This window comes from uncultured Friedmanniella sp. (assembly GCF_964244285.1).
Taxonomy (GTDB): Bacteria; Actinomycetota; Actinomycetes; order Propionibacteriales; family Propionibacteriaceae; genus Microlunatus.
Window position 1 is genome coordinate 60,783 of record NZ_CAXTHT010000012.1, and the last position, 17,370, is coordinate 78,152.

Consider the following 17,370-nt stretch of genomic DNA (forward strand, 5'->3'; position numbering starts at 1 on the left):
GCGCCAGTCCGGGCACCGGGTGGTGGCCGTCGACATCCTGCCGCCGGTGGTCACCGCCGACCTGACCGACCGGCTGCAGACCGCGTACCGGGTGGTGGCCATGGAGCGGCACACCGGATCGAGGCGCTCAGCCGGCTCGGCGTCGAGACCGTGGCCTGGCGGCTGCTGGCGGCGGACCGCCGGACGGACGGCTCCGACCCGGCGACCGCGCTCGAGGTCCTGGCCCGACGGCGGCACCGCCGGTGACGGCTCTCGAGCGGAGCACCGCGTCCCTGCGTCGCCTGGTGGCCGCGCAGACGCGCCGGCTCCCGCGCGGACGACCGACGCTGGCCCCCCGCCGGCCGCGGGTCACTGTGGAGACGGGGGCGTGGCTGCCGGGCTGGCTGCTGCGGCTGGTCTGCGTCGCCCTGGCCGTGGGCTGCGTCCGGCTGGCCGGCGCGGGCGACACGCTGACCGTGCTGGGGGTGGTGCTGGCCGCTCTCGTGCTGGTCCGGCCCGGTGGGGTCGGCCCGGTCGTCGTGCTCGCGTTCACCGCGTTCGTGCTGACCGTCTCCTCCGACGGCGGCTGGCGGCCGGAGTCGAACCTCCTGCTGCTGGGCGCGCACCTGCTGGTGCAGCTGGGGGCGCTGCTCGGACGGAGCAGCTGGGCCGTCCGGGTCGAGCTGCGGGCGCTGCTGGTACCGGCACCGCGCTTCGTTGCCGTCCAGCTGACCGCCCAGCTGGTCGCGGTGCTGGGAGCCGCGGTCACCGGCCGGTTCGAGCTGCCCGGCCTGGCCGTCCTGGCGGCCGTCGGCCTGGCCGCCCTCGTGCTGTTCCTCACCCCCCGGCTCACCGCCCGACCCTGAAGGGGTAGACACGAGGGATGGACTACCGAACTCTCGGGCGTAGTGGCTGCGCCGTCTCCAACCTCTGCCTGGGCACGATGACCTTCGGCGCCGAGACCGACGAAGCCGGCTCGCACGCCCAGCTCGACCGCTTCGTCGAGGCCGGCGGCACCCTGGTCGACACGGCCGACGTCTACTCCGGCGGCGTCTCGGAAGAGATCGTCGGCCGCTGGCTGGCCGCCCGCCCCGCCGACGTCACCGAGCCGGTCGTGCTCGCGACCAAGGGCCGCTTCCCCACCGACGGCCACCCGAACGGCTCCGGCCTGACCAACCGCCACCTGACCAGGGCCCTGGACGCCTCGCTCCGCCGGCTCGGCGTCGAGTCCGTCGACCTCTACCAGGTGCACGCCTTCGACCCCTGGACGCCGCTGGAGGAGACGCTGCGGACCCTCGACGGCTTCATCCGGGCCGGCAAGATCGGCTACTACGGGCTGTCGAACTTCACCGGCTGGCAGCTGACCAAGGCCGTCCAGCTGGCGGCCGCGCTGAACGTGGCGCCGCCGGTCACGCTGCAGCCGCAGTACAGCCTGATCGTCCGCGAGATCGAGTGGGAGATCGTGCCCGCCGCACTCGACGCGGGCCTGGGCCTGCTGCCCTGGAGCCCGCTGGGCGGCGGCTGGCTCTCCGGCAAGTACTCCCGCGACCAGCGACCGACCGGCGGTACCCGGCTCGGGGAGAACCCCGAGCGGGGCATGGAGGCCTGGGAGCGGCGGGGCACCGAGCGGACCTGGGACGTCATCGACGCCGTGCAGCAGGTCGCCGAGCAGCGCGGGGTCTCGATGGCCGAGGTCGCGCTGGCCTGGGTGACCGACCGGCCGAGCGTCACCTCGACGATCCTCGGCGCCCGGACGCTCGAGCAGCTGGAGACGAACCTGGCGGCTGCCGACCTGCACCTCGGCGAGGACGAGGTCGCGCTGCTCGACCAGGCCTCGGACCCGCACGTCGGGGACTACCCCTACGGCGAGATGGGCGTCCAGCAGCGCAGCCGGTTTCTGGCCGGCCGCTGAGACAGCACGGACCCGCCTCCCCCACAGAGGGGAGACGGGTCCGGTGGCACAGCCGTCAGGTGCTGTAGATCTGGACGCTGCGAACCGAGTTCTTCTGGTCCTGCACGAAGATCTGGTAGTGGTAGCCGACGCCGAGCTTGGCCGACTTGTCCTTCCAGGTGAGCTGCGGCCGGTGGTAGAAGCTCGAGGCCCGGACCAGGGTGGCCACGACCTTGCCGTCCCGCAGCACCTTGTAGGTGAGGTCCCGGTCGTCCCGGTCGTAGTTGGCCAGCCAGGCCAGCGTGCGGCCGGTGCTGTTGTTGGTCACGACGTGCGGGGTCATGCCGTTCGAGCTGCCCACCGGGCCGAGCTTGCCCGGAGCCCCGTTGCCGGGGGTGGTGAACCGGACCAGCCCCTGCTGCTGCTGGCCGTTGACCGTGGTGAACTCACCGCCGAGGACGACGTACTTCGACGTGCCCCGGACGCTCCAGGCACCCTGGTGGGAGCCGCTGAAGCTGCCGGTGTTGAGGACCGGGAACCAGTTCACGATCGAGGGCGCCTGGTAGCCGGCCCAGTCGGTGTAGTTGTCGCTGTCGGTCTGGGTGTTGTGCGCGACGGTGCCGTGGGCGGCCTTGGTCACCACCATCGCGCGCTGCGGCGCGATCTCGGAGAAGCCACCGATGTTCTTGCAGAAGTGTGCGTGCCCGACGGAGTAGATGTAGTTGCCGATCGGGGCGACGCTGTACTGGTCGCCGTGGCAGTCCTGCAGCCACTTGATGGACCCGACCTTCGTGCTGACGGCGAAGACGCCCTCGAAGTTGCCGGCCTGGTAGCCGTAGGCGGCGCCGTAGATGGTGTCCTTGTCCGCGGTGAGGTCGAGGATGGCGGAGTCGGAACCGTAGTCCTGGATCTTGAGGTTCGCCTTCCACGTGCGCACGGATCCGGCCACGGTCGTCACCGCGCCCATGCCGCGGGCCTGGTGGCCACCGAGGGTGGAGAAGCGACCGCCGATGATGACCCGGTCCTTCCCCGGGTTGACCAGCAGCGCTTCGACGGAGGAGTTCGCCTTGGGGTTCCAGGCCAGCAGAGCCCCGGTCGAGGCCTTGACCGCCCCGGCGTACAGCCGCGAGGTGCCGTTGATCGACTTGAAGTAGCCGCCCAGGTAGACGGTGTTCCCCACCGTGGCGATGGCCCGCACCTGCGACTTGATCGTCGCGCTGAGGGGCCGGAGGTGACCGGTGGAGACGGTGAACGACGCGAGGAACGTGCGCTTCTTGCCGTTGACCGCGGTGAAGTTCCCGCCGACGTAGAGGATCTTCTTGTCCGGGGACAGAGCCAGCGCGTCGAGCTCGGTCGGCGCACCCTCGACGCCCCCGGTGAACTTGGGGGCGAACTTGGTCATCTTGCCGGTCCGGATGTCGTAGGACATCAGGCCCGAACGGGCCACCGTGCCCGCTCCGCCCTTGGCCACCCCGGCGGGGCGGGCCGTGGCGAACCGGCCGGCGGCGAAGACGGTGTTGCCGACGATGACCTGCTTGTAGACGATGCCGTCGACCTGCGCGGTGGGCAGCGCGTCCCCGGACACGGCCGAGGAGTTGCGCTGCAGCAGCGGAGGGGTCGCCTTCGGCACCGCCGCCATCGAGGTCGAGACCCCGGCTGAGAGACCGAGGGCAGTGAGCGCGAGGACTGCGGCCGCTGCGGCCGGCCGGCGTCGGCGGCTCGACGAACGAGAAGAAGTTAAGAAAACCATGAACCATCCGAATTCTGCACGCGACCCGAGGGTCTGTCTGGTACGGGGGGCGAGGTCCGAACCCTACACGAGCAGGACAGCGGCTCCGTGTCCTCGAACCCGGGCCCCGCCGTCAGCCGCATTGCTGCTCCGGTCGGTTTAATCAGGACGTAACGCGAAGCCGGGGACACTGCCTCTCACCCCGCCAGGACCGCCGTCGACGCGGGCAGTAGCGTCAGGCCGAACCAGTGCCGCCACTGGTCCGACCGAGCGAAGGGGTCACCATGACCGCGTTGTTGATCGTCGCCACCTTGTTGGCCATCGCGGTGGTGGTGGTGTTGATCGCCTGGTTGAAGGTGAATCCCTTCGTGGCGCTGATCCTCGGCTCGGCGGTCCTGGTCGCGGTGTCCGGGATGAACCCGCAGGACGGTGTGACCAGCTTCTCCAAAGGCGTCGGGGACACGTTCGGCAGCGTCGGGGTGTTGGTGGCGCTCGGCGCGATCGTGGGCCGGCTGCTGGTGGACTCCGGCGGTGCGGGCACCATCGTCGAGCGCATCGTCTCGCGGGTCTCCACCCGCGCACTGCCCTGGGCCATGGCCGGCGCAGCGGTGCTGGTGGGGCTGCCGATGTTCTTCGAGATCGGCCTCGTGCTGCTGATCCCGATCGTGTTGATGGTGGCCCGGCGGAGCAAGCTGCCGATGCTGGCCGTGGCCATCCCAGCCCTCGCCGGCCTCTCCGTGCTGCACGGCCTGGTGCCGCCGCACCCGGGGCCGCTGACCGCGATCGGGCTACTGCACGCCGACCTCGGTCTCACCCTGCTGTTCGGCATCATCGTGGCCCTGCCCACCGTGGTGCTGGCCGGTCCGGTGTGGGGCCGGGTGTGCGCCCGCTGGGGACCTCAGACGCCTCCCGACAACAGCGTGCTGTCCAGCGCAGGGGACGAGCCGGTCGCGGCGGACGGCAGCGCCTCCACCGTCAGCCGCAAGCCGTCGTTCCTGGTGACGCTGGTCGTGGTGCTGCTGCCCGTGGTGCTGATGCTCTCCCGCGCGGTCGCCGAGATCGTGTCGAAGAAGGGCAACCCGGTGCACGACGCGCTGTTCCTGGTCGGGACGCCGCTGGTCGCCCTCCTGATCGGCACCCTGGCGGCCATGCTGCTGCTGGGGCTGCGCACCGGGATGGGCTGGGGCGGCCTGGCCGTGAGCGTCGACAAGTCGCTGCCCCCGATGGCCGGGACGCTGTTGATCATCGCCGCGGGCGGCGGGTTCAAGCAGACGCTGGTCGACGCCGGGGTGGGCAACCTGGTGGCCGACTGGGCCAAGGGCGTGAACTTCAACGTCCTCGTGCTGGGCTGGCTGGTGGCGGTCGGCATCCGGCTGGCCACCGGTTCGGCCACCGTCGCGACGATCACCTCCGCGGGCATCGTCGGGCCACTCGCCGCGGAGCAGTCCAGCACCGAGATCGCCCTGCTGGTGCTGGCCCTGGGCTGCGGCTCGCTGTTCTTCTCCCACGTCAACGACGTCGGCTTCTGGCTGGTCAAGCAGTACTTCGGCATGACGGTGAAGCAGACGATCCTGAGCTGGTCACTGATGGAGACGATCATCTCCGTCGCCGGGCTCGTCTTCGTGCTCATCCTGAGCGCGATCGTCACCTAGCACCGACTCGTCCAGGAACAGGTAGCGATCTGCCGCGTACTCGCGGCAGATCACTACTCCTTGTCCTGCCTGCGGCCTGAGCTCAGCCCAAGGTGGCGGTGTCGATCACGAAGCGGTAGCGGACGTCGCTGCCCACGACACGGTCCCAGGCCTCGTTGATCTTGTCGGCCGGGATGACCTCGATCTCGGCCCCGAGACCGTGCTCGGCGCAGAAGTCGAGCATCTCCTGGGTCTCCGGGATACCACCGATGCTCGAACCGGCGAGGCTGCGACGGCCGGGCAGCAGGGAGAAGGCCTTGACCGACATCGGGTGCTCGGGGGCGCCGACCTCGACCAGGGTTCCGTCGACCTTGAGCAGGCCCATGTAGGCGTCCAGGTCGAGGTTGGCCGAGACGGTGTTGACGATCAGGTCGAAGCTGCCCTTGAGCACCTCGAAGGTGTCCGGGTCGCTGGTGGCGTAGTAGGCGTCAGCACCCAGGCGCAGCCCGTCCTCCTGCTTCTTCAGCGACTGGCTGAGCACGGTCACCTCGGCTCCCATGGCGTGGGCGATCTTGACACCCATGTGGCCCAGCCCGCCGAGCCCGATGACGGCCACCTTCTTGCCGGGGCCCGCATTCCAGTGGTTGAGCGGGGAGTAGAGGGTGATGCCCGCGCAGAGCAGCGGCGCGGCGACGTCGAGCTCGACGCCCTCGGGGATGCGCAGCACGAAGTCCTGGTCGACCACGATGTGGGTGGAGTAGCCGCCGGCGGTCGGCAGGCCGTCGCGGCCGACGCCGCCGTAGGTGCCGATGTTGCCGTTCAGGCAGTACTGCTCCAGGCCCTGCTGGCAGCTCTCGCACTCGCGGCAGGAGTCGACGAGGCAGCCGACGCCGACCCGGTCGCCCGGAGCGTGCTTGTCGACCTCGGAGCCGACCTCGGCGACGATCCCGGCGATCTCGTGACCGACCACGATCGGGTAGGTGACCTGGCCCCACTCGCCGCGGGCGGTGTGGATGTCGGAGTGGCAGATGCCGGCGTACTTGATCTCGATCAGCACCTCGCGCGGGCCGACGTCGCGGCGCTCGATGGTGGTGGGGGCAAGCGGCTCGCTCGCGCTCGGGGCGGCGTAGGCGTGCACGGTGGTGGGCATGGTTCTCCTCGTGGAAGTGGAGCCGTCGTGGCTCGTGGACCTGGCTGCCCGGGGCCGACGCCACGCGTCGCGCTCGACCGGGAGTCGGCGTGGGCATCCCGAACGAACGGGTTGCGCTTCCCCCAGCCTAGGTCGCGGCCCCGAAGGCCGAGCCCGGGCACCCACGGGTGGCTCAGGTTGGCCAGCTACCGGTAGCCGACGCCGGCCGCGGAGCCGTGTCCGCCCGTCGGATCCGTCGCTCCCGGTAGAGCAGGAACGCCGGGACGGCGAAGGCCATCGCGACCACCAGGCCGGTGACCAGGAACAGCACCGGCACGACGAGGCGCATCCCGAGCCGGCGGGACTCGGCGAACACGAAGACGGTGAGCACAGCCGCGACCACCAACAGGTCGACGGCGGCCGAGGAGGACGCGTCGTTGGCGAACCAGGCGGCCAGATAGCCGACCGAGCCGTCATAGCGCAGGTTGAAGAACCACGTCACGACTCCGCCCACCACGGCAGCGAGGGCGTAGCCGACCTGGCGGACCGTCGACGCCGTCACGACCGGAGCCCACGTTGGCCGCGGACGTCCCGCACCACGACCAGGGCGCCGAGGCCGCCGAGCACCGCGAGACCGACAAGCCCGGCGGTGACCACCGTGGCGTCGGGGGCCAGCAGCGGCAGGCCTCGCTCGGCCTCGACGGCCAGCAGCACCACCAGACCCGCGGCGGCCACCGCGGTGAGCCGCACCAGCCGGACCTGCGCCCCCTCGGTCAGCCGGGTCGCGTAGCGCTGCAGCAGCAAGGCCAGCAGCGGCAGCGCCTGCAGGGCGTGCAGACCCACGAAGTGCGGGACGCGGAGGTCACCGTGCTCGGTGCTCCAGCCGGTCAGGGGCAGGCCCGGCCCGCCGTCCGGGGCGCCGACGGTGTGGGCGCCGCCGTCGCCGTACTGCCGGTTGACCAGCATCAGGATCGCCGCGGCCATGCCGAGGACGGCGACCGCCACACCACCGCGGATGCCGGATCCGAGCACCGCCGGCAGACCCCGCTGCCGGGCGAGCAGCACGCCCGTGACCACCGCGCCGAGGAAGACCAGCGCGACCAGCCCGCCCATGGCGTCGAAGATGCGGGCGTCGAGGGGCGTGGCGGTGTTGAAATGGCTCGTCGTGCCCCGGACCACCTGGGCGAGGATCAGCACGAGCTCCAGAGCAAGAGCCAGCGCGGTCACCCAGGCGACCAGCCGGACCAGTCGCGGGTGGCCCTGGACGAGGGTAAGCAGCCAGGCGAGGGTGGCGCAGTAGACGGCGATCGAGACCGCGAACTTGGCCGGCTTGAGCCAGGCGGGCGCACCGGTGATGACGCGGTCGTCCGACACCAGGCCCACGACCGTCACCATCAGGGCCACCGTGCTCAGCCCGGCCACCAGCACCAGGACGCGGACACGGGTGCTGCTCGACCCCAGGGGCCGGCCCCGTCGGGACAGACCCAGGGTTGACGTGGTCATCGGCGCTCCTCTGAACGGTGATCGTGATGTGAACAGTGTTCTCGCTCATGGAGCTCCCTGTCAACAGCGTTCGCGTCGAGAACACTGTTAACCTGTGCGACATGTCGACCGCCACGGCCACCCGGCGTGCTGACCGCCGGCTCGCCACGGTGGCCGAGATCAAGGCTGCCGCCTGGGCCGACATCCGCGACTCGAACTCCCTCGACTGTTCCCTGCGGGCGGTCGCACGGCGGCTGGGGATGGCACCGTCAGCGCTCTACCGCTACTTCGCCAGTCGCGATGACCTGCTCACCGCACTCATCGTCGACGCCTTCGACGATCTGACGGCTACCCTGACCAGCGCCCACGAGCAGGCCCGCTGCGCACCCCCGTCCAGCGACCCGGGTGAGGTCTTCGTTCAGGTCGCCGCCGCCTATCGCCGGTGGGCGGTACAGGACCCACTGCGCTACCGCCTGGTTTTCGGCACTCCGGTGGGCGGTTACCACGGGACGGAGGCCACGACGGCCGCCTCACTCCGCTCGACCGGGGTGATGCTGGACCTGATGGTCGACCTCGTCGCCGCCGGAGCCCTGGACGTCGAGCGTCTCGCTGCGGGCGTCGCGCCCGCGGCGGTCCGAGGGTTCGAGCGCTGGAGCAGCGTGCTGCCCATGCCGCTGCCGCCGGTGGCGCTGGCCGTCGCCATGGACTGCTACGCAGCCCTGCACGGCGCTATCGCGCTCGAGGTGAACGGCCACCTCCCACCGCCGCTGGTGGGTGAGGAGGAGGTCTACCTGGGCACCATGCGCCGGGTGATCGCCGCCGCCCTGCGCTGACCCGGTCGGCGTCAGGTGCGGTCGGCCACCAGCGGCGCCTGCCGCGGGTAGAGGTCCTGCTCGAGGCAGTCGACGAGGAACGCCGCGAGGTCGACGCGGGTGATGGCCGTGGACCGCGGAGACGTGTGGGCATGGTGCTCGACGCGACCGGTGGCCGGTCCGTCGCCCAGCCGCGGTGGCCGGACCAGCGTCCAGACCACGTCGCTCTGAGCCCAGGCGGCGATCTCGGCGGCCTTGTCGGCCACCGTCGCCCTCCCGACGACGACCATCACCGCGGAGATGGCCCGGTCGCGGCGGCTCTTGCGATCCTCAGCCAGGGTCACGCCCGCGCCGCTGACGCCGACATAGCGCGGCACACCCTGCCGCTCGAGCACCGGAACCAGGGCAGCAGCGAGGTCCCGGTGCAGGTGCGGCTCGCCCTTGACCGGACCCAGGGCGCTGATCACCGCGTCGACGCCGTCCACCGCCTGCTCGAGCACCGCGGGGTCGCGGACGTCTCCGACCACCACCCGGTCGGCGGCCGGCGCCCGGTCCGCGTCCCGGACGACGACCACCACGGCGTGCCCCCGGCGTCGCAGCTCGGCGGCCACCAGCCGTCCGGTCCGGCCCGTGGCCCCCAGCAGGGTGACGGTGCTCATCAGACGGTCCTCTCGAAGGCGGCGCGCTCGCGTCGGACGAACTCGGTCATGGTCGTCGGTCCCCGGCCGAGCAGCCTGGCCACCTCGTCGGTCAGGCCGGCGGCGAGCCCGAGCCGAGCGGTCGTGTAGACCGCGGAGGTCATGGCCACCAGCCCCGCCGGCATCGCGAGCTCACGCCGGGCCCGGAGCGTGTAGCGCAACAAGCCGGGCTGGGCGTAGCGGATGGGACGGCCGAGGACGGCGGTCATGATGCCGGCCACCTCGCCGTAGGTGAGGGCCTCAGAGCCGGTGAGCGTCCACGCCTGGCCGTCGGCGGTGGCCGGGTCCAACATGGCCTGCGCTGCGACCTCGGCGAGGTCGTGCGCGTCCACGAACGCCGTCCGGCCCTGGCCGGCCGGCATGATCAGCTCGTCACGCTCGCGGACCTGCGCGCCGTGCACCGTGATCAGGTTCTGGTCGAAGAAGGAGGCCCGCAGGAACGTCCAGCCCAGCCCGGAGGCGCGCAGCCACGCCTCGATCCGGGCGTGCGGGACCACCCGGAGTCGCTCCACGCCCTGCACGGACAGGAAGACGACGTGCCGCAGCCCGGCCCGGACGCTCGCCGCCAGCGCGGGGAAGAGGTCGCGCTGCGGCCGCGCGAGCTCCGGCGGTCGGACCAGGAACAGGGTCCTCACGCCCGTGAAGGCGTCCCACGTGGACGGGTCGGTGAAGTCGAGGCGGACCGGGGTCACCAGCGGACTGACCGGTGGGGCCGGGCGGCGGGAGGCGGCGCCGACCTCGACGCCCGCCGAGACCAGGGAGGAGATGAGTGACCGGCCAACGGTGCCGGTGGCTCCCGTGACCAGGAGGGACGGTGTCATATGTGTACAGTACACATATGACGGAAGAGGTTCCCCCGGCTGGTGCGGTGGTCGGGGTCGAGGCGGTCGACGACGCCCTGCTGCGGCTGCGACGCCTCTGGGCGGCGTCTCGGTACCGGATCGTGCACGACGGCGTCACCCCGGTGGAGCTCTCCAGCCTGCTCGTGGTCGAGGCTTGCGCTCGTCGGGCCGGCGACGGGGCCGAGGCCAACGTGTCCGACGTCGCCGCCCTGGCTGACGTCGCACCGTCCACCGCCAGCCGCCTGGTGGACGCGGCCGAGCAAGCCGGGCTGCTCGTCCGCCGGCCCTCCGACCACTCGGGACGCCGGACCGCCCTGACCCTGACCGAGACCGGCGCCGCCCTACGGGAGCGGGCGGTGGCCGCGCGCACGGCCTGGCTGCGCGAGCAGCTGGCGGGCTGGGACCCGGCGGACGTCGACCGGTTCGGGCTGCTGCTGCAGCGCTTCGCCGACCAGGTGTTCGACGCCGCTCGTTGAGCTCGGGAGCCGGCCACCGAGGCCAGGCTCAGCTGGACGGACCATCGGGATCACGGTCGTAGAAGATCAGCCAGCCCACGTGGACGCCGTACAGCACGAGGACGAAGCCGATCAGCCAGCCGATCGTGGTCACCAGAGGCGGAGCCATCTGCAACACACTCAGCACCATGGACACGACCATCTCGACGACGCCCGCGATCACCGCGCGGCTGGACCGCCGCTTGCGGCGCCAGACCTCGGCGGGGTGCTGCATGCGTCGACGGTAGCCCTCCCGCCCGATGCGGCGCAGGGGATCAGACGATCGTCCCGTTGACGGGGGTTGCGTTTCGACATGTAAAGATATATCGTGAGTGCAACGTTGCTACACGAAAGGAACCATCATGGATCACAGCAACCACCACCCAGAACCGCGCCAGCTGCGCGGACCCCGCTTCGAGGGTCGCCGACCCTTCGCGGAAGACGCCTTCGGGCATGACGGCCCTGAGGGCCGGCGCGGTCGTGGACCGCGCGGAGAGGGCCGCGAGCGCGGCCCAGAGCACGGTCGTGGACCGCGTGGCGGCGGCGCGAGCCGGGGACCGGGCTTTCCGGGCGGACCGGACTTCGCAGGCTTTCCCGGCGGACCGGGCTTCCCGGGCGGACCCGAGCGCCGCGGTCGGCGAGGGCCTGACGGCTCCCGCGGTCGCGCCCGGCGCGGCGACGTTCGGATCGCCACCCTCCTGCTGCTGGCCGATCAGCCGATGCACGGCTACCAGCTGATGGAGGCGATGGCCGAGCGCACCAACGGGACCTGGCGTCCCAGCCCCGGTGCCATCTACCCGACCATCGCCCAGCTCGAGGATGAGGGCCTGGTCCGGACCGAGGCCGAGGGCGGGCGCAAGCTCGTCACCCTGACCGAGACCGGCACCGCCCTCGTCGAGGAGCAGCGCACCGCCTGGGGCGACCCGTTCGCCGAACTCGCGGGGAACAGCTCCGGGCCCGACCTGCGGGAGTCGCTGCAGACCCTGCACGCCGCCGCCCGTCAGGTAGCGGCCACCGGGAACGCGGAGCAGATCGAGAAGGCCACGGACGTGCTCAAGCAGGCCCGCCGCTCGCTCTACCTGCTGCTGGCGGGCGAGGAGAGCTGATGCTCGCCCGCACGGTGGAGACGTTGCTGCGGAATGCCGGGACCACCCGGCACGAGGCAGCAACGTCTCACCGGCGGCAGAAGCGGACGATCTCGTCCACGCCCGGGCGCCAGCCGTCCGAGGTCTCGACGTCCAGCGTGGGCGCGTCGAGGTGGATCGCGTCGAAGGGCGCCGCTGCCTCCAGGTGAGCGGTGTCGGTGTGGGCCGCCCGGGTCGACTCGGACAACCGGGTCTGCATCCGCTCCCGTGCGATGTCCTCGGGCACTCGGCAGCGGATCGTCCGGAGCTCGGCCAGGCCGGTCAGTGGCTCCAGCCCCCGCCACCACAGCGCATGCTGGAAGGCCGCTTCGGCGACCAGCGTCACCTCGTTCCGCAGGAACAGCTCGATCGCCTCGAAGAAGAGGCTGTAGGTCCGCATCGTCAGTGGGTCGCCGACGGACGCGACGAAGCCGGGGTTCGACGCGACCATCCCCTCCTTGATCTCGTCCCGGCACAGCGCCGGGCAGCCGACCGCCGCCGCCAGCGCGTGCGCCAACGTCGTCTTGCCCGAGCCGGCCGGGCCGGTGACCAGGATCAACGTGGGGTCCACCCGCCCGACCCTACGGCTCGCGTGCGGTCCGTCGCCGCGGCGCGGGATCGCCGTGTATCTGGCGCCGGGCGACGCCCTCTGACGAGTGAGGCACGTCGAGGGAGGGGAAACGAGATGGGCAAGACCCGCAACCGGTCCACAACGGACTCCTCGGCGGCACGACCATGACGAAGCGGCTCAAGAACAGCACCGTGGAGATCCTCGTGCTGGTCGGACTCGTCCTCGCCGTCTTCTCCGTCCTCACCCACGTCTACCCGGATGCCACCCTCGCCGGACTGGTCAGGTCCGCGCGGCGGAACCTGGCGAACCCGCTTCTGCCCATCCTGACCCTCCTCACCTTCGTGCTCGCAGGCATCCTGGCCCGACGCCGGAGCCAGCAGAGCGGGGTCCCGATGAACCGGCAGCAGGTGCTGCTGGTGTCGATCCTCGTCGCGTACGCGTTCATCGCCGCCGCATTGCTCTCCCGCCCGATGTCGACCGTCCTGGACGAACAGGAGCCGCACGCGTACGCCTTCGCCCTGCTGTCGGTGGCCTTCCTGTTCGGCGCAGCTTGGGTGGTGCTCGGCAAGTCCCTCAACCTCGGCGCCGGACGCCGGCCGAAGGCCAAGATGCTCGAGGTCCTCGGGCTGCGGACCTCGATGAGCTCGACGGTGCTGTTCTGCTGGACCATCACCGTGGTCTTCGCCCTGTCGTGGTTGAGCGTCTTCGCGCTGGCCGGCTCGAACCCGATGGAGTGCGTCGACCGGACCGACGTGACGGACACCTATTGCGTGGTCGGCTCGGGATGGGTCAGCTACCTGCTGCTGCTCGGCGTTCCCGGGGCCGCGGCGGCCCTCTCGGTCACCACGAGGTCGGGCGACGAGCTGACCGAGGGCAACGACGTCGCCCGGGCGACCGACCAGGTGTCGGAGATCCAGTACCTGATCTTCAACGTCGTCGCCATGGCCTTCGTCCTCGGCCAGCTCTTGACCGGTACGCACCGGCTCTCCCCGCTTCCCGACGTGCTGCTCGCGCTCACCAGCGCGTCCGCCCTCGGCTTCACCCTCAACAAGCGGACCCAGGAGGCTCGTCAGCAGGCCGATCTGGTTCGCCCGTCGGGCACATCGGCCCCGGTGGGCACCGCGTCGCCCTGACCCGGCGACGGCTGAGCTGGTCAGGGCAGCACCAGCTCGCCGTCCACCCGACGCGGGATGTCGCGGTACTCCTCCTGCAGCTCGAGCGGGAGCGCGAAGGCGGGCGCGTCCTGGAAGGTGACCGGGCGCAGGAACCGACGGATGGCGGTGGCGCCGACCGAGGTGTGAACCGAGTTGGTGGACGGCCAGGGGCCGCCGTGCGTCTGGGCCCACGACACGGCCACCCCCGTGGGGTAACCGTTGAAGACGACCCGCCCGGACTGCGAGACCGCCGTCGCCGTCAGGGTGGCGACTGGTCCGGGGTCCTCCTCGGCGGCCACGTGCAGGGTCGTGGTCAAGGAGGCCGGGAAGGTCCGCAGCACCCGGGTCGCTGCGTCCACGAGCTGGTCGGCGGGGTAGCGGACCACCACCGCCACCGGACCGAAGACCTCCTGCACCAGGTGATCGTCGAGGTCATCGAGACCCACCTCGAAGATGGTCGCGGCCGCAGCGAAGCCCGGACCGGCCGAAGGCGCGCCGACGACGGTGCTCACGTCGCCCCGCTCGCGGAACTCCTCGGTCGTCTGGACGAACGTGCGGTGGATGCCCTCGTTCAGCAGGACGAAGTCGGCCGTCCCGGTCAGGGCCTCGGCGACCGAGGCCACCAGCTGGTCGCCTTCAGCACCCTGAGGGACCAGGAGGAATCCCGGTTTGGTGCACAGCTGACCAGCGCCGACCGAGACCGACGCGGCGAAGCCGGTCCCGATGTCCGCCGCACGCTCGGCGGCCGCGGCCGGCGTGACCACCACCGGGTTGAGGCTGCTGAGCTCGCCGTAGAAGGGAATGGGCTCGTCCCGCTCGCGGGTGGCGGCCAGCAGTGCCTGGCCTCCCCGGAGCGAGCCGGTGAACCCCACGGCCCTGATCGCCGGGTCCCGCACCAGGTCGAGCCCGGCCTGGAAGCCGTAGACGATGCCCACCGTCCCCTCCGGCGCGGTCTGGCGTCGGACGGCCCGGACCAGCACCTCGGAGGAGAGCCTGGACGTTGCGGGGTGGGAGCTGTGCGCCTTGACCACGACCGGGTTCCCGGCCGCCAGCGCCGACGCGGTGTCACCGCCGAGGACGGAGAAGGCGAACGGGAAGTTGCTCGAGCCGAACACCGCCACCGGACCCAGCGGGACGAGCAGCCGCCGCAGATCGGGCTGGGGACCCATCGGCGTCGCCCCGGCGTGGTCGATGGCCGCCTCGAGGTAGCCGCCGTCGCGGAGGACACTGGCGAAGAAGCGGAACTGGTAAGCGGCCCGCTTCACCTCGCCGGTGAGCTTGGCCGTGGTGAAGCCGGTCTCCCGTGAGGCCGTGGCGATCAGCTCGTCCCCGCTGGCCTCGATCTCGTCCGCGCAGGCGTCGGCCAAGGCCGCCCGCTCGGCGCGCGAGGTCGCGGCGTAGGCGTTGAAGGCGGCGGACGCCGCTGCGACGATCGACGCCACCTCCGCGCGGTCCGACTCCTCGACGACCGAGGGCAGCTCCTGACCGGTGGATGGGTCGACCCCGACGACGGCCGTCACAGGGGTGCGCTCATGGCCAGCTCGACGTCGAGGACGACCTCGGCCCGGGTCGCGTCGTCGAGCGGTTGACGAGGGGCGCGGCACGGCCCGGACCACCGACCGGCGACCTCCTGCGCAAGCTTGATCGCCTGCACGAAGGTGTGCCGGGTGTCCCACATGAAAGCCGGCTGCAGGTAGGCGTACAGCTCGCGAGCCTCGGCGAGGTCACCCTCCTTCGCGAGGGCGTAGATCTTCGCGCAGTGCGCGGGCAGGGCGTTCGAGAAGCCGCCGATCCAGCCGACGGCCCCCATGGCCACCGCCTCGAGGACGACGTCGTCCGCGCCGGCGAGCACGTCGAGCCGGGGCGCGGTCCGTCGGATGGCGGTGACCCGGCGGATGTCGCCGGAGAACTCCTTGACCCCGACCACCTCCTCGATCTGGGCAAGCTCGGCCAGCAGCTCCGGCGTCAGGTCGATCCGGGTGTCGTAGGGGTTGTTGTAGGCCACGATCGGCAGGCCGGCTTTCGCGACCTCCTGGTAGTGGGCCACGACCTCCTGGTCGTTCGCCCGGTACGCGTTCGGCGGCAGCGCGAGCACCGCGTCGGCGCCGGCGGCCGCGGCGTCCTCCGCCCAACGGCGGGACTCCGCCGAGCCGTACGCACCGACCCCCGGGACCACGCTGAAGCCGTCCGGTGCCGCCTCGACCACGACCTTGACCACCTGCGAGCGTTCCTGCGGCGTCAGCACCTGGTACTCACCCAGAGAGCCGTTCGGGCAGACACCGTTCACGCCGTGCTCGGCCAGGAAGGCGATGTGCGCCTGCAGCTGGTCGTAGTCGATGGAGAGGTCGTCGTTCAGGGGCAGCGTGTTCGCGACCACGATCCCTTGCCAGGGCTTCATGGACCTCTCCTTCGATCAGCAGTAGGTAGTAGTCGGTAATGTACTACCCCTGCAGCCGCGTGACAACCCGGACAAAGCTGCCGGCCTCAGCCGGCCCAGTCGCCGGTGACGTGTTCCAGGTGCGCGATCATCAGCTGCTCGGTGAGGTCAGCGTCACCGGCCACCATCGCGGCGAGGATCTGGGCGTGCTCCTCGGCGGAGGGGACCAGCCGACCGCTCTCCCCCAGGGCCGCCAAGCCGAACAGGCGGGTCTGGTCCCGCAGGTTCTCCACCACCTCGAGCAGCCTGTCGTTGCCGAGGATGTCCAGGAGCCCGAGGTGGAACTCGCGGTCGTACTCCAGGTACTCGACCAGGTTGCCCGTGTGGGCGGCGTCGACGATGTGGCCGGCGATGACGGCGTACTCGTGGTGCGCCGCGACCACCCGAGGGTCTCCCGCGAGCAGCCGCATGGCCGGCACCTCCAGCCACCGTCGCAGCTGTGAGATCTGGCGGAGGTCGTCGTCGTCGAGGGCGACCACCCGGAAACCGCGGTTGCGGACCGGCTCCATCCGGCCCTGCTGCACCAACGTCAGCATCGCCTCGCGCACGGGACTCCCGGAAACCCCGAGCTCGGCCGCCACCGCCTGCGCGGAGTAGATGCCGCCCGGCTCCAGCTCTCCCGACACCAGCCGCTGACGCAGCACCGCGATCACCTGGTCACGCAGGCTGGACCGCATCACCCGTTCGCCCGGACTCGACACCTGTGGTCTCCCGTCGGTAGTGCTCGACACACTACGGGTGGCAGCGTCGTGCTCGGCCACCGTCACCGCGGACCTCGACTCCGTCTGCGTGCCGGCAGTGAGTCCGGGTCCCACTACCCTCGAGGTGCTGCGCTTCGGCGTGGCGCCGTCGTTGTCGCCTGACCGTGCCGAACCACCAGGAGACGTTCCGTGAACACAGCCGCGAGCCCCGCAGACCGGCCGCCGCGCGTTCTCTTCGTCGGTGACGACGGTTCTACCCAGATCGCGGCCAGCCTGCTGCGTCGCCTCGTCGGCGACCGGGCCGACGTCCGCACCGCGGGGTCGACCGGGCCGACCCCGGCAGCCGGATGGACGAGATGTTGGTGGCGATGGGCCTCGACCCCGCCGACGAGCGACGCGTCAGCGCGCAGGCCCTGCGGAGCGCCGACCGGGTGATCGCGCTGGGCGCGGGCCTCGACGTGGCCCGGCTGCCCGGTCCTCGCTACGAGGAGTGGGACGTCGCACACGACGACCTGGTCAGCAGGGTCGAGGCCCTGGGCGACGAGCTCATGACGCCCGCGCCGAAGCGCGTCCACCAGCCCCGGCTGGTCCGTCTCGTGACGCTGCTGAAGGCGGCCACCCGACGCCGCTGACGCTGAGCCGCTGTTCAGCTTCGGGTGATCCTTGACGGACCTACTCCGCTTGATCCTTGACACT

At 71.4% G+C, this 17,370-nt stretch carries 19 protein-coding genes; 8 read left to right on the plus strand and 11 right to left on the minus strand.

Annotation, left to right across the window (positions count from 1 at the left end):
* Positions 1-242 precede the first annotated feature (242 nt).
* Together ACFE7W_RS18870 and ACFE7W_RS18875 are read left to right on the plus strand one after the other, a co-directional pair.
* Positions 243-845, plus strand: a complete 603-nt coding sequence (locus ACFE7W_RS18870; RefSeq protein ID WP_375426392.1) for a hypothetical protein — start codon at positions 243-245, stop codon at positions 843-845.
* A 17-nt stretch (positions 846-862) separates the two neighbouring features.
* Positions 863-1,891 (plus strand): aldo/keto reductase, encoded by a 1,029-nt coding sequence (locus tag ACFE7W_RS18875; protein ID WP_375426372.1) that lies wholly within the window; start codon positions 863-865, stop codon positions 1,889-1,891.
* Positions 1,892-1,946: 55 nt separating this feature from the next.
* On the opposite strand, the gene ACFE7W_RS18880 is transcribed toward ACFE7W_RS18875, so the two are convergent.
* Positions 1,947-3,620 carry a hypothetical protein gene (locus ACFE7W_RS18880; RefSeq protein WP_375426373.1) on the minus strand — a complete coding sequence of 558 codons (1,674 nt, stop codon included), beginning with the start codon at positions 3,618-3,620 and terminating at the stop codon, positions 1,947-1,949.
* A 263-nt stretch (positions 3,621-3,883) separates the two neighbouring features.
* Here ACFE7W_RS18880 and ACFE7W_RS18885 point away from each other — a divergent pair, with 263 nt between their 5' ends.
* Entirely contained in the window at positions 3,884-5,251 is a 1,368-nt protein-coding gene (locus ACFE7W_RS18885; RefSeq protein ID WP_375426374.1) for a GntP family permease, read from the plus strand.
* An 82-nt stretch (positions 5,252-5,333) separates the two neighbouring features.
* Here the strand turns inward: ACFE7W_RS18885 and ACFE7W_RS18890 are convergent, their stop codons facing one another.
* From ACFE7W_RS18890 to ACFE7W_RS18900, 3 genes are all read right to left on the minus strand, one after another.
* Positions 5,334-6,380 carry an NAD(P)-dependent alcohol dehydrogenase gene (locus ACFE7W_RS18890; RefSeq protein ID WP_375426375.1) on the minus strand — a complete coding sequence of 349 codons (1,047 nt, stop codon included), beginning with the start codon at positions 6,378-6,380 and terminating at the stop codon, positions 5,334-5,336.
* A gap of 172 nt (positions 6,381-6,552) precedes the next feature.
* Positions 6,553-6,921, minus strand: a complete 369-nt coding sequence (locus ACFE7W_RS18895; protein ID WP_375426376.1) for a DUF2834 domain-containing protein — start codon at positions 6,919-6,921, stop codon at positions 6,553-6,555.
* Complete coding sequence (locus tag ACFE7W_RS18900) at positions 6,918-7,862, minus strand: hypothetical protein (RefSeq protein ID WP_375426377.1); 945 nt, start codon at positions 7,860-7,862, stop codon at positions 6,918-6,920. The genes ACFE7W_RS18895 and ACFE7W_RS18900 overlap by 4 nt, the downstream gene beginning before the upstream one ends.
* A gap of 101 nt (positions 7,863-7,963) precedes the next feature.
* On the opposite strand from ACFE7W_RS18900, the gene ACFE7W_RS18905 reads away from it, so the two are divergent.
* Entirely contained in the window at positions 7,964-8,674 is a 711-nt protein-coding gene (locus tag ACFE7W_RS18905; RefSeq protein ID WP_375426378.1) for a TetR/AcrR family transcriptional regulator, read from the plus strand.
* 11 nt (positions 8,675-8,685) lie between these two features.
* Here the strand turns inward: ACFE7W_RS18905 and ACFE7W_RS18910 are convergent, their stop codons facing one another.
* Both ACFE7W_RS18910 and ACFE7W_RS18915 read right to left on the minus strand, forming a co-directional pair.
* Entirely contained in the window at positions 8,686-9,312 is a 627-nt protein-coding gene (locus ACFE7W_RS18910; RefSeq protein ID WP_375426379.1) for an NAD(P)-dependent oxidoreductase, read from the minus strand.
* Positions 9,312-10,172, minus strand: coding sequence for an NmrA family NAD(P)-binding protein (locus ACFE7W_RS18915; RefSeq protein WP_375426380.1), 861 nt, complete (start codon positions 10,170-10,172; stop codon positions 9,312-9,314). Before ACFE7W_RS18915 ends, ACFE7W_RS18910 begins: the two co-directional genes overlap by 1 nt.
* A 17-nt stretch (positions 10,173-10,189) precedes the next feature.
* On the opposite strand from ACFE7W_RS18915, the gene ACFE7W_RS18920 reads away from it, so the two are divergent.
* Complete coding sequence (locus ACFE7W_RS18920) at positions 10,190-10,669, plus strand: MarR family winged helix-turn-helix transcriptional regulator (RefSeq protein WP_375426381.1); 480 nt, start codon at positions 10,190-10,192, stop codon at positions 10,667-10,669.
* Positions 10,670-10,697: 28 nt separating this feature from the next.
* Here the strand turns inward: ACFE7W_RS18920 and ACFE7W_RS18925 are convergent, their stop codons facing one another.
* On the minus strand, positions 10,698-10,922 hold the full coding sequence (locus ACFE7W_RS18925; protein ID WP_375426382.1) for a hypothetical protein: 225 nt from the start codon (positions 10,920-10,922) through the stop codon (positions 10,698-10,700).
* Positions 10,923-11,049: 127 nt separating this feature from the next.
* On the opposite strand from ACFE7W_RS18925, the gene ACFE7W_RS18930 reads away from it, so the two are divergent.
* Positions 11,050-11,793 (plus strand): PadR family transcriptional regulator, encoded by a 744-nt coding sequence (locus ACFE7W_RS18930; RefSeq protein ID WP_375426383.1) that lies wholly within the window; start codon positions 11,050-11,052, stop codon positions 11,791-11,793.
* A 67-nt stretch (positions 11,794-11,860) separates the two neighbouring features.
* Here ACFE7W_RS18930 and ACFE7W_RS18935 read toward each other — a convergent pair whose 3' ends face one another.
* Entirely contained in the window at positions 11,861-12,382 is a 522-nt protein-coding gene (locus ACFE7W_RS18935) for an AAA family ATPase (RefSeq protein WP_375426384.1), read from the minus strand.
* Positions 12,383-12,546: 164 nt separating this feature from the next.
* Here ACFE7W_RS18935 and ACFE7W_RS18940 point away from each other — a divergent pair, with 164 nt between their 5' ends.
* Positions 12,547-13,515, plus strand: a complete 969-nt coding sequence (locus ACFE7W_RS18940) for a hypothetical protein (RefSeq protein WP_375426385.1) — start codon at positions 12,547-12,549, stop codon at positions 13,513-13,515.
* A 20-nt stretch (positions 13,516-13,535) separates the two neighbouring features.
* Here ACFE7W_RS18940 and ACFE7W_RS18945 read toward each other — a convergent pair whose 3' ends face one another.
* From ACFE7W_RS18945 to ACFE7W_RS18955, 3 genes are all read right to left on the minus strand, one after another.
* Positions 13,536-15,056, minus strand: coding sequence for an aldehyde dehydrogenase (NADP(+)) (locus ACFE7W_RS18945; RefSeq protein ID WP_375426386.1), 1,521 nt, complete (start codon positions 15,054-15,056; stop codon positions 13,536-13,538).
* On the minus strand, positions 15,053-15,934 hold the full coding sequence (locus ACFE7W_RS18950) for a dihydrodipicolinate synthase family protein (RefSeq protein WP_375426387.1): 882 nt from the start codon (positions 15,932-15,934) through the stop codon (positions 15,053-15,055). Before ACFE7W_RS18950 ends, ACFE7W_RS18945 begins: the two co-directional genes overlap by 4 nt.
* A gap of 86 nt (positions 15,935-16,020) precedes the next feature.
* A complete protein-coding gene (locus ACFE7W_RS18955; protein ID WP_375426388.1) occupies positions 16,021-16,674 on the minus strand; it encodes a GntR family transcriptional regulator in 654 nt (217 codons plus the stop codon).
* A 347-nt stretch (positions 16,675-17,021) separates the two neighbouring features.
* Between ACFE7W_RS18955 and ACFE7W_RS18960 the strand changes: the two genes are divergently transcribed.
* Positions 17,022-17,306 carry a hypothetical protein gene (locus ACFE7W_RS18960; RefSeq protein WP_375426389.1) on the plus strand — a complete coding sequence of 95 codons (285 nt, stop codon included), beginning with the start codon at positions 17,022-17,024 and terminating at the stop codon, positions 17,304-17,306.
* Positions 17,307-17,370 lie beyond the last annotated feature (64 nt).

What these genes read in the sequence shown, in the direction of transcription:
- ACFE7W_RS18940 (WP_375426385.1), top strand. Translation starts at nt 12,547, where the DNA reads ATGACGAAGCGGCTCAAGAACAGCACCGTGGAGATCCTCGTGCTGGTC.
- ACFE7W_RS18900 (WP_375426377.1), bottom strand. Translation starts at nt 7,862, where the DNA reads ATGACCACGTCAACCCTGGGTCTGTCCCGACGGGGCCGGCCCCTGGGG.
- ACFE7W_RS18930 (WP_375426383.1), top strand. Translation starts at nt 11,050, where the DNA reads ATGGATCACAGCAACCACCACCCAGAACCGCGCCAGCTGCGCGGACCC.
- ACFE7W_RS18910 (WP_375426379.1), bottom strand. Translation starts at nt 9,312, where the DNA reads ATGAGCACCGTCACCCTGCTGGGGGCCACGGGCCGGACCGGACGGCTG.
- ACFE7W_RS18885 (WP_375426374.1), top strand. Translation starts at nt 3,884, where the DNA reads ATGACCGCGTTGTTGATCGTCGCCACCTTGTTGGCCATCGCGGTGGTG.
- ACFE7W_RS18905 (WP_375426378.1), top strand. Translation starts at nt 7,964, where the DNA reads ATGTCGACCGCCACGGCCACCCGGCGTGCTGACCGCCGGCTCGCCACG.
- ACFE7W_RS18915 (WP_375426380.1), bottom strand. Translation starts at nt 10,172, where the DNA reads ATGACACCGTCCCTCCTGGTCACGGGAGCCACCGGCACCGTTGGCCGG.
- ACFE7W_RS18960 (WP_375426389.1), top strand. Translation starts at nt 17,022, where the DNA reads ATGGACGAGATGTTGGTGGCGATGGGCCTCGACCCCGCCGACGAGCGA.
- ACFE7W_RS18950 (WP_375426387.1), bottom strand. Translation starts at nt 15,934, where the DNA reads ATGAAGCCCTGGCAAGGGATCGTGGTCGCGAACACGCTGCCCCTGAAC.
- ACFE7W_RS18890 (WP_375426375.1), bottom strand. Translation starts at nt 6,380, where the DNA reads ATGCCCACCACCGTGCACGCCTACGCCGCCCCGAGCGCGAGCGAGCCG.
- ACFE7W_RS18925 (WP_375426382.1), bottom strand. Translation starts at nt 10,922, where the DNA reads ATGCAGCACCCCGCCGAGGTCTGGCGCCGCAAGCGGCGGTCCAGCCGC.
- ACFE7W_RS18920 (WP_375426381.1), top strand. Translation starts at nt 10,190, where the DNA reads ATGACGGAAGAGGTTCCCCCGGCTGGTGCGGTGGTCGGGGTCGAGGCG.
- ACFE7W_RS18880 (WP_375426373.1), bottom strand. Translation starts at nt 3,620, where the DNA reads ATGGTTTTCTTAACTTCTTCTCGTTCGTCGAGCCGCCGACGCCGGCCG.
- ACFE7W_RS18875 (WP_375426372.1), top strand. Translation starts at nt 863, where the DNA reads ATGGACTACCGAACTCTCGGGCGTAGTGGCTGCGCCGTCTCCAACCTC.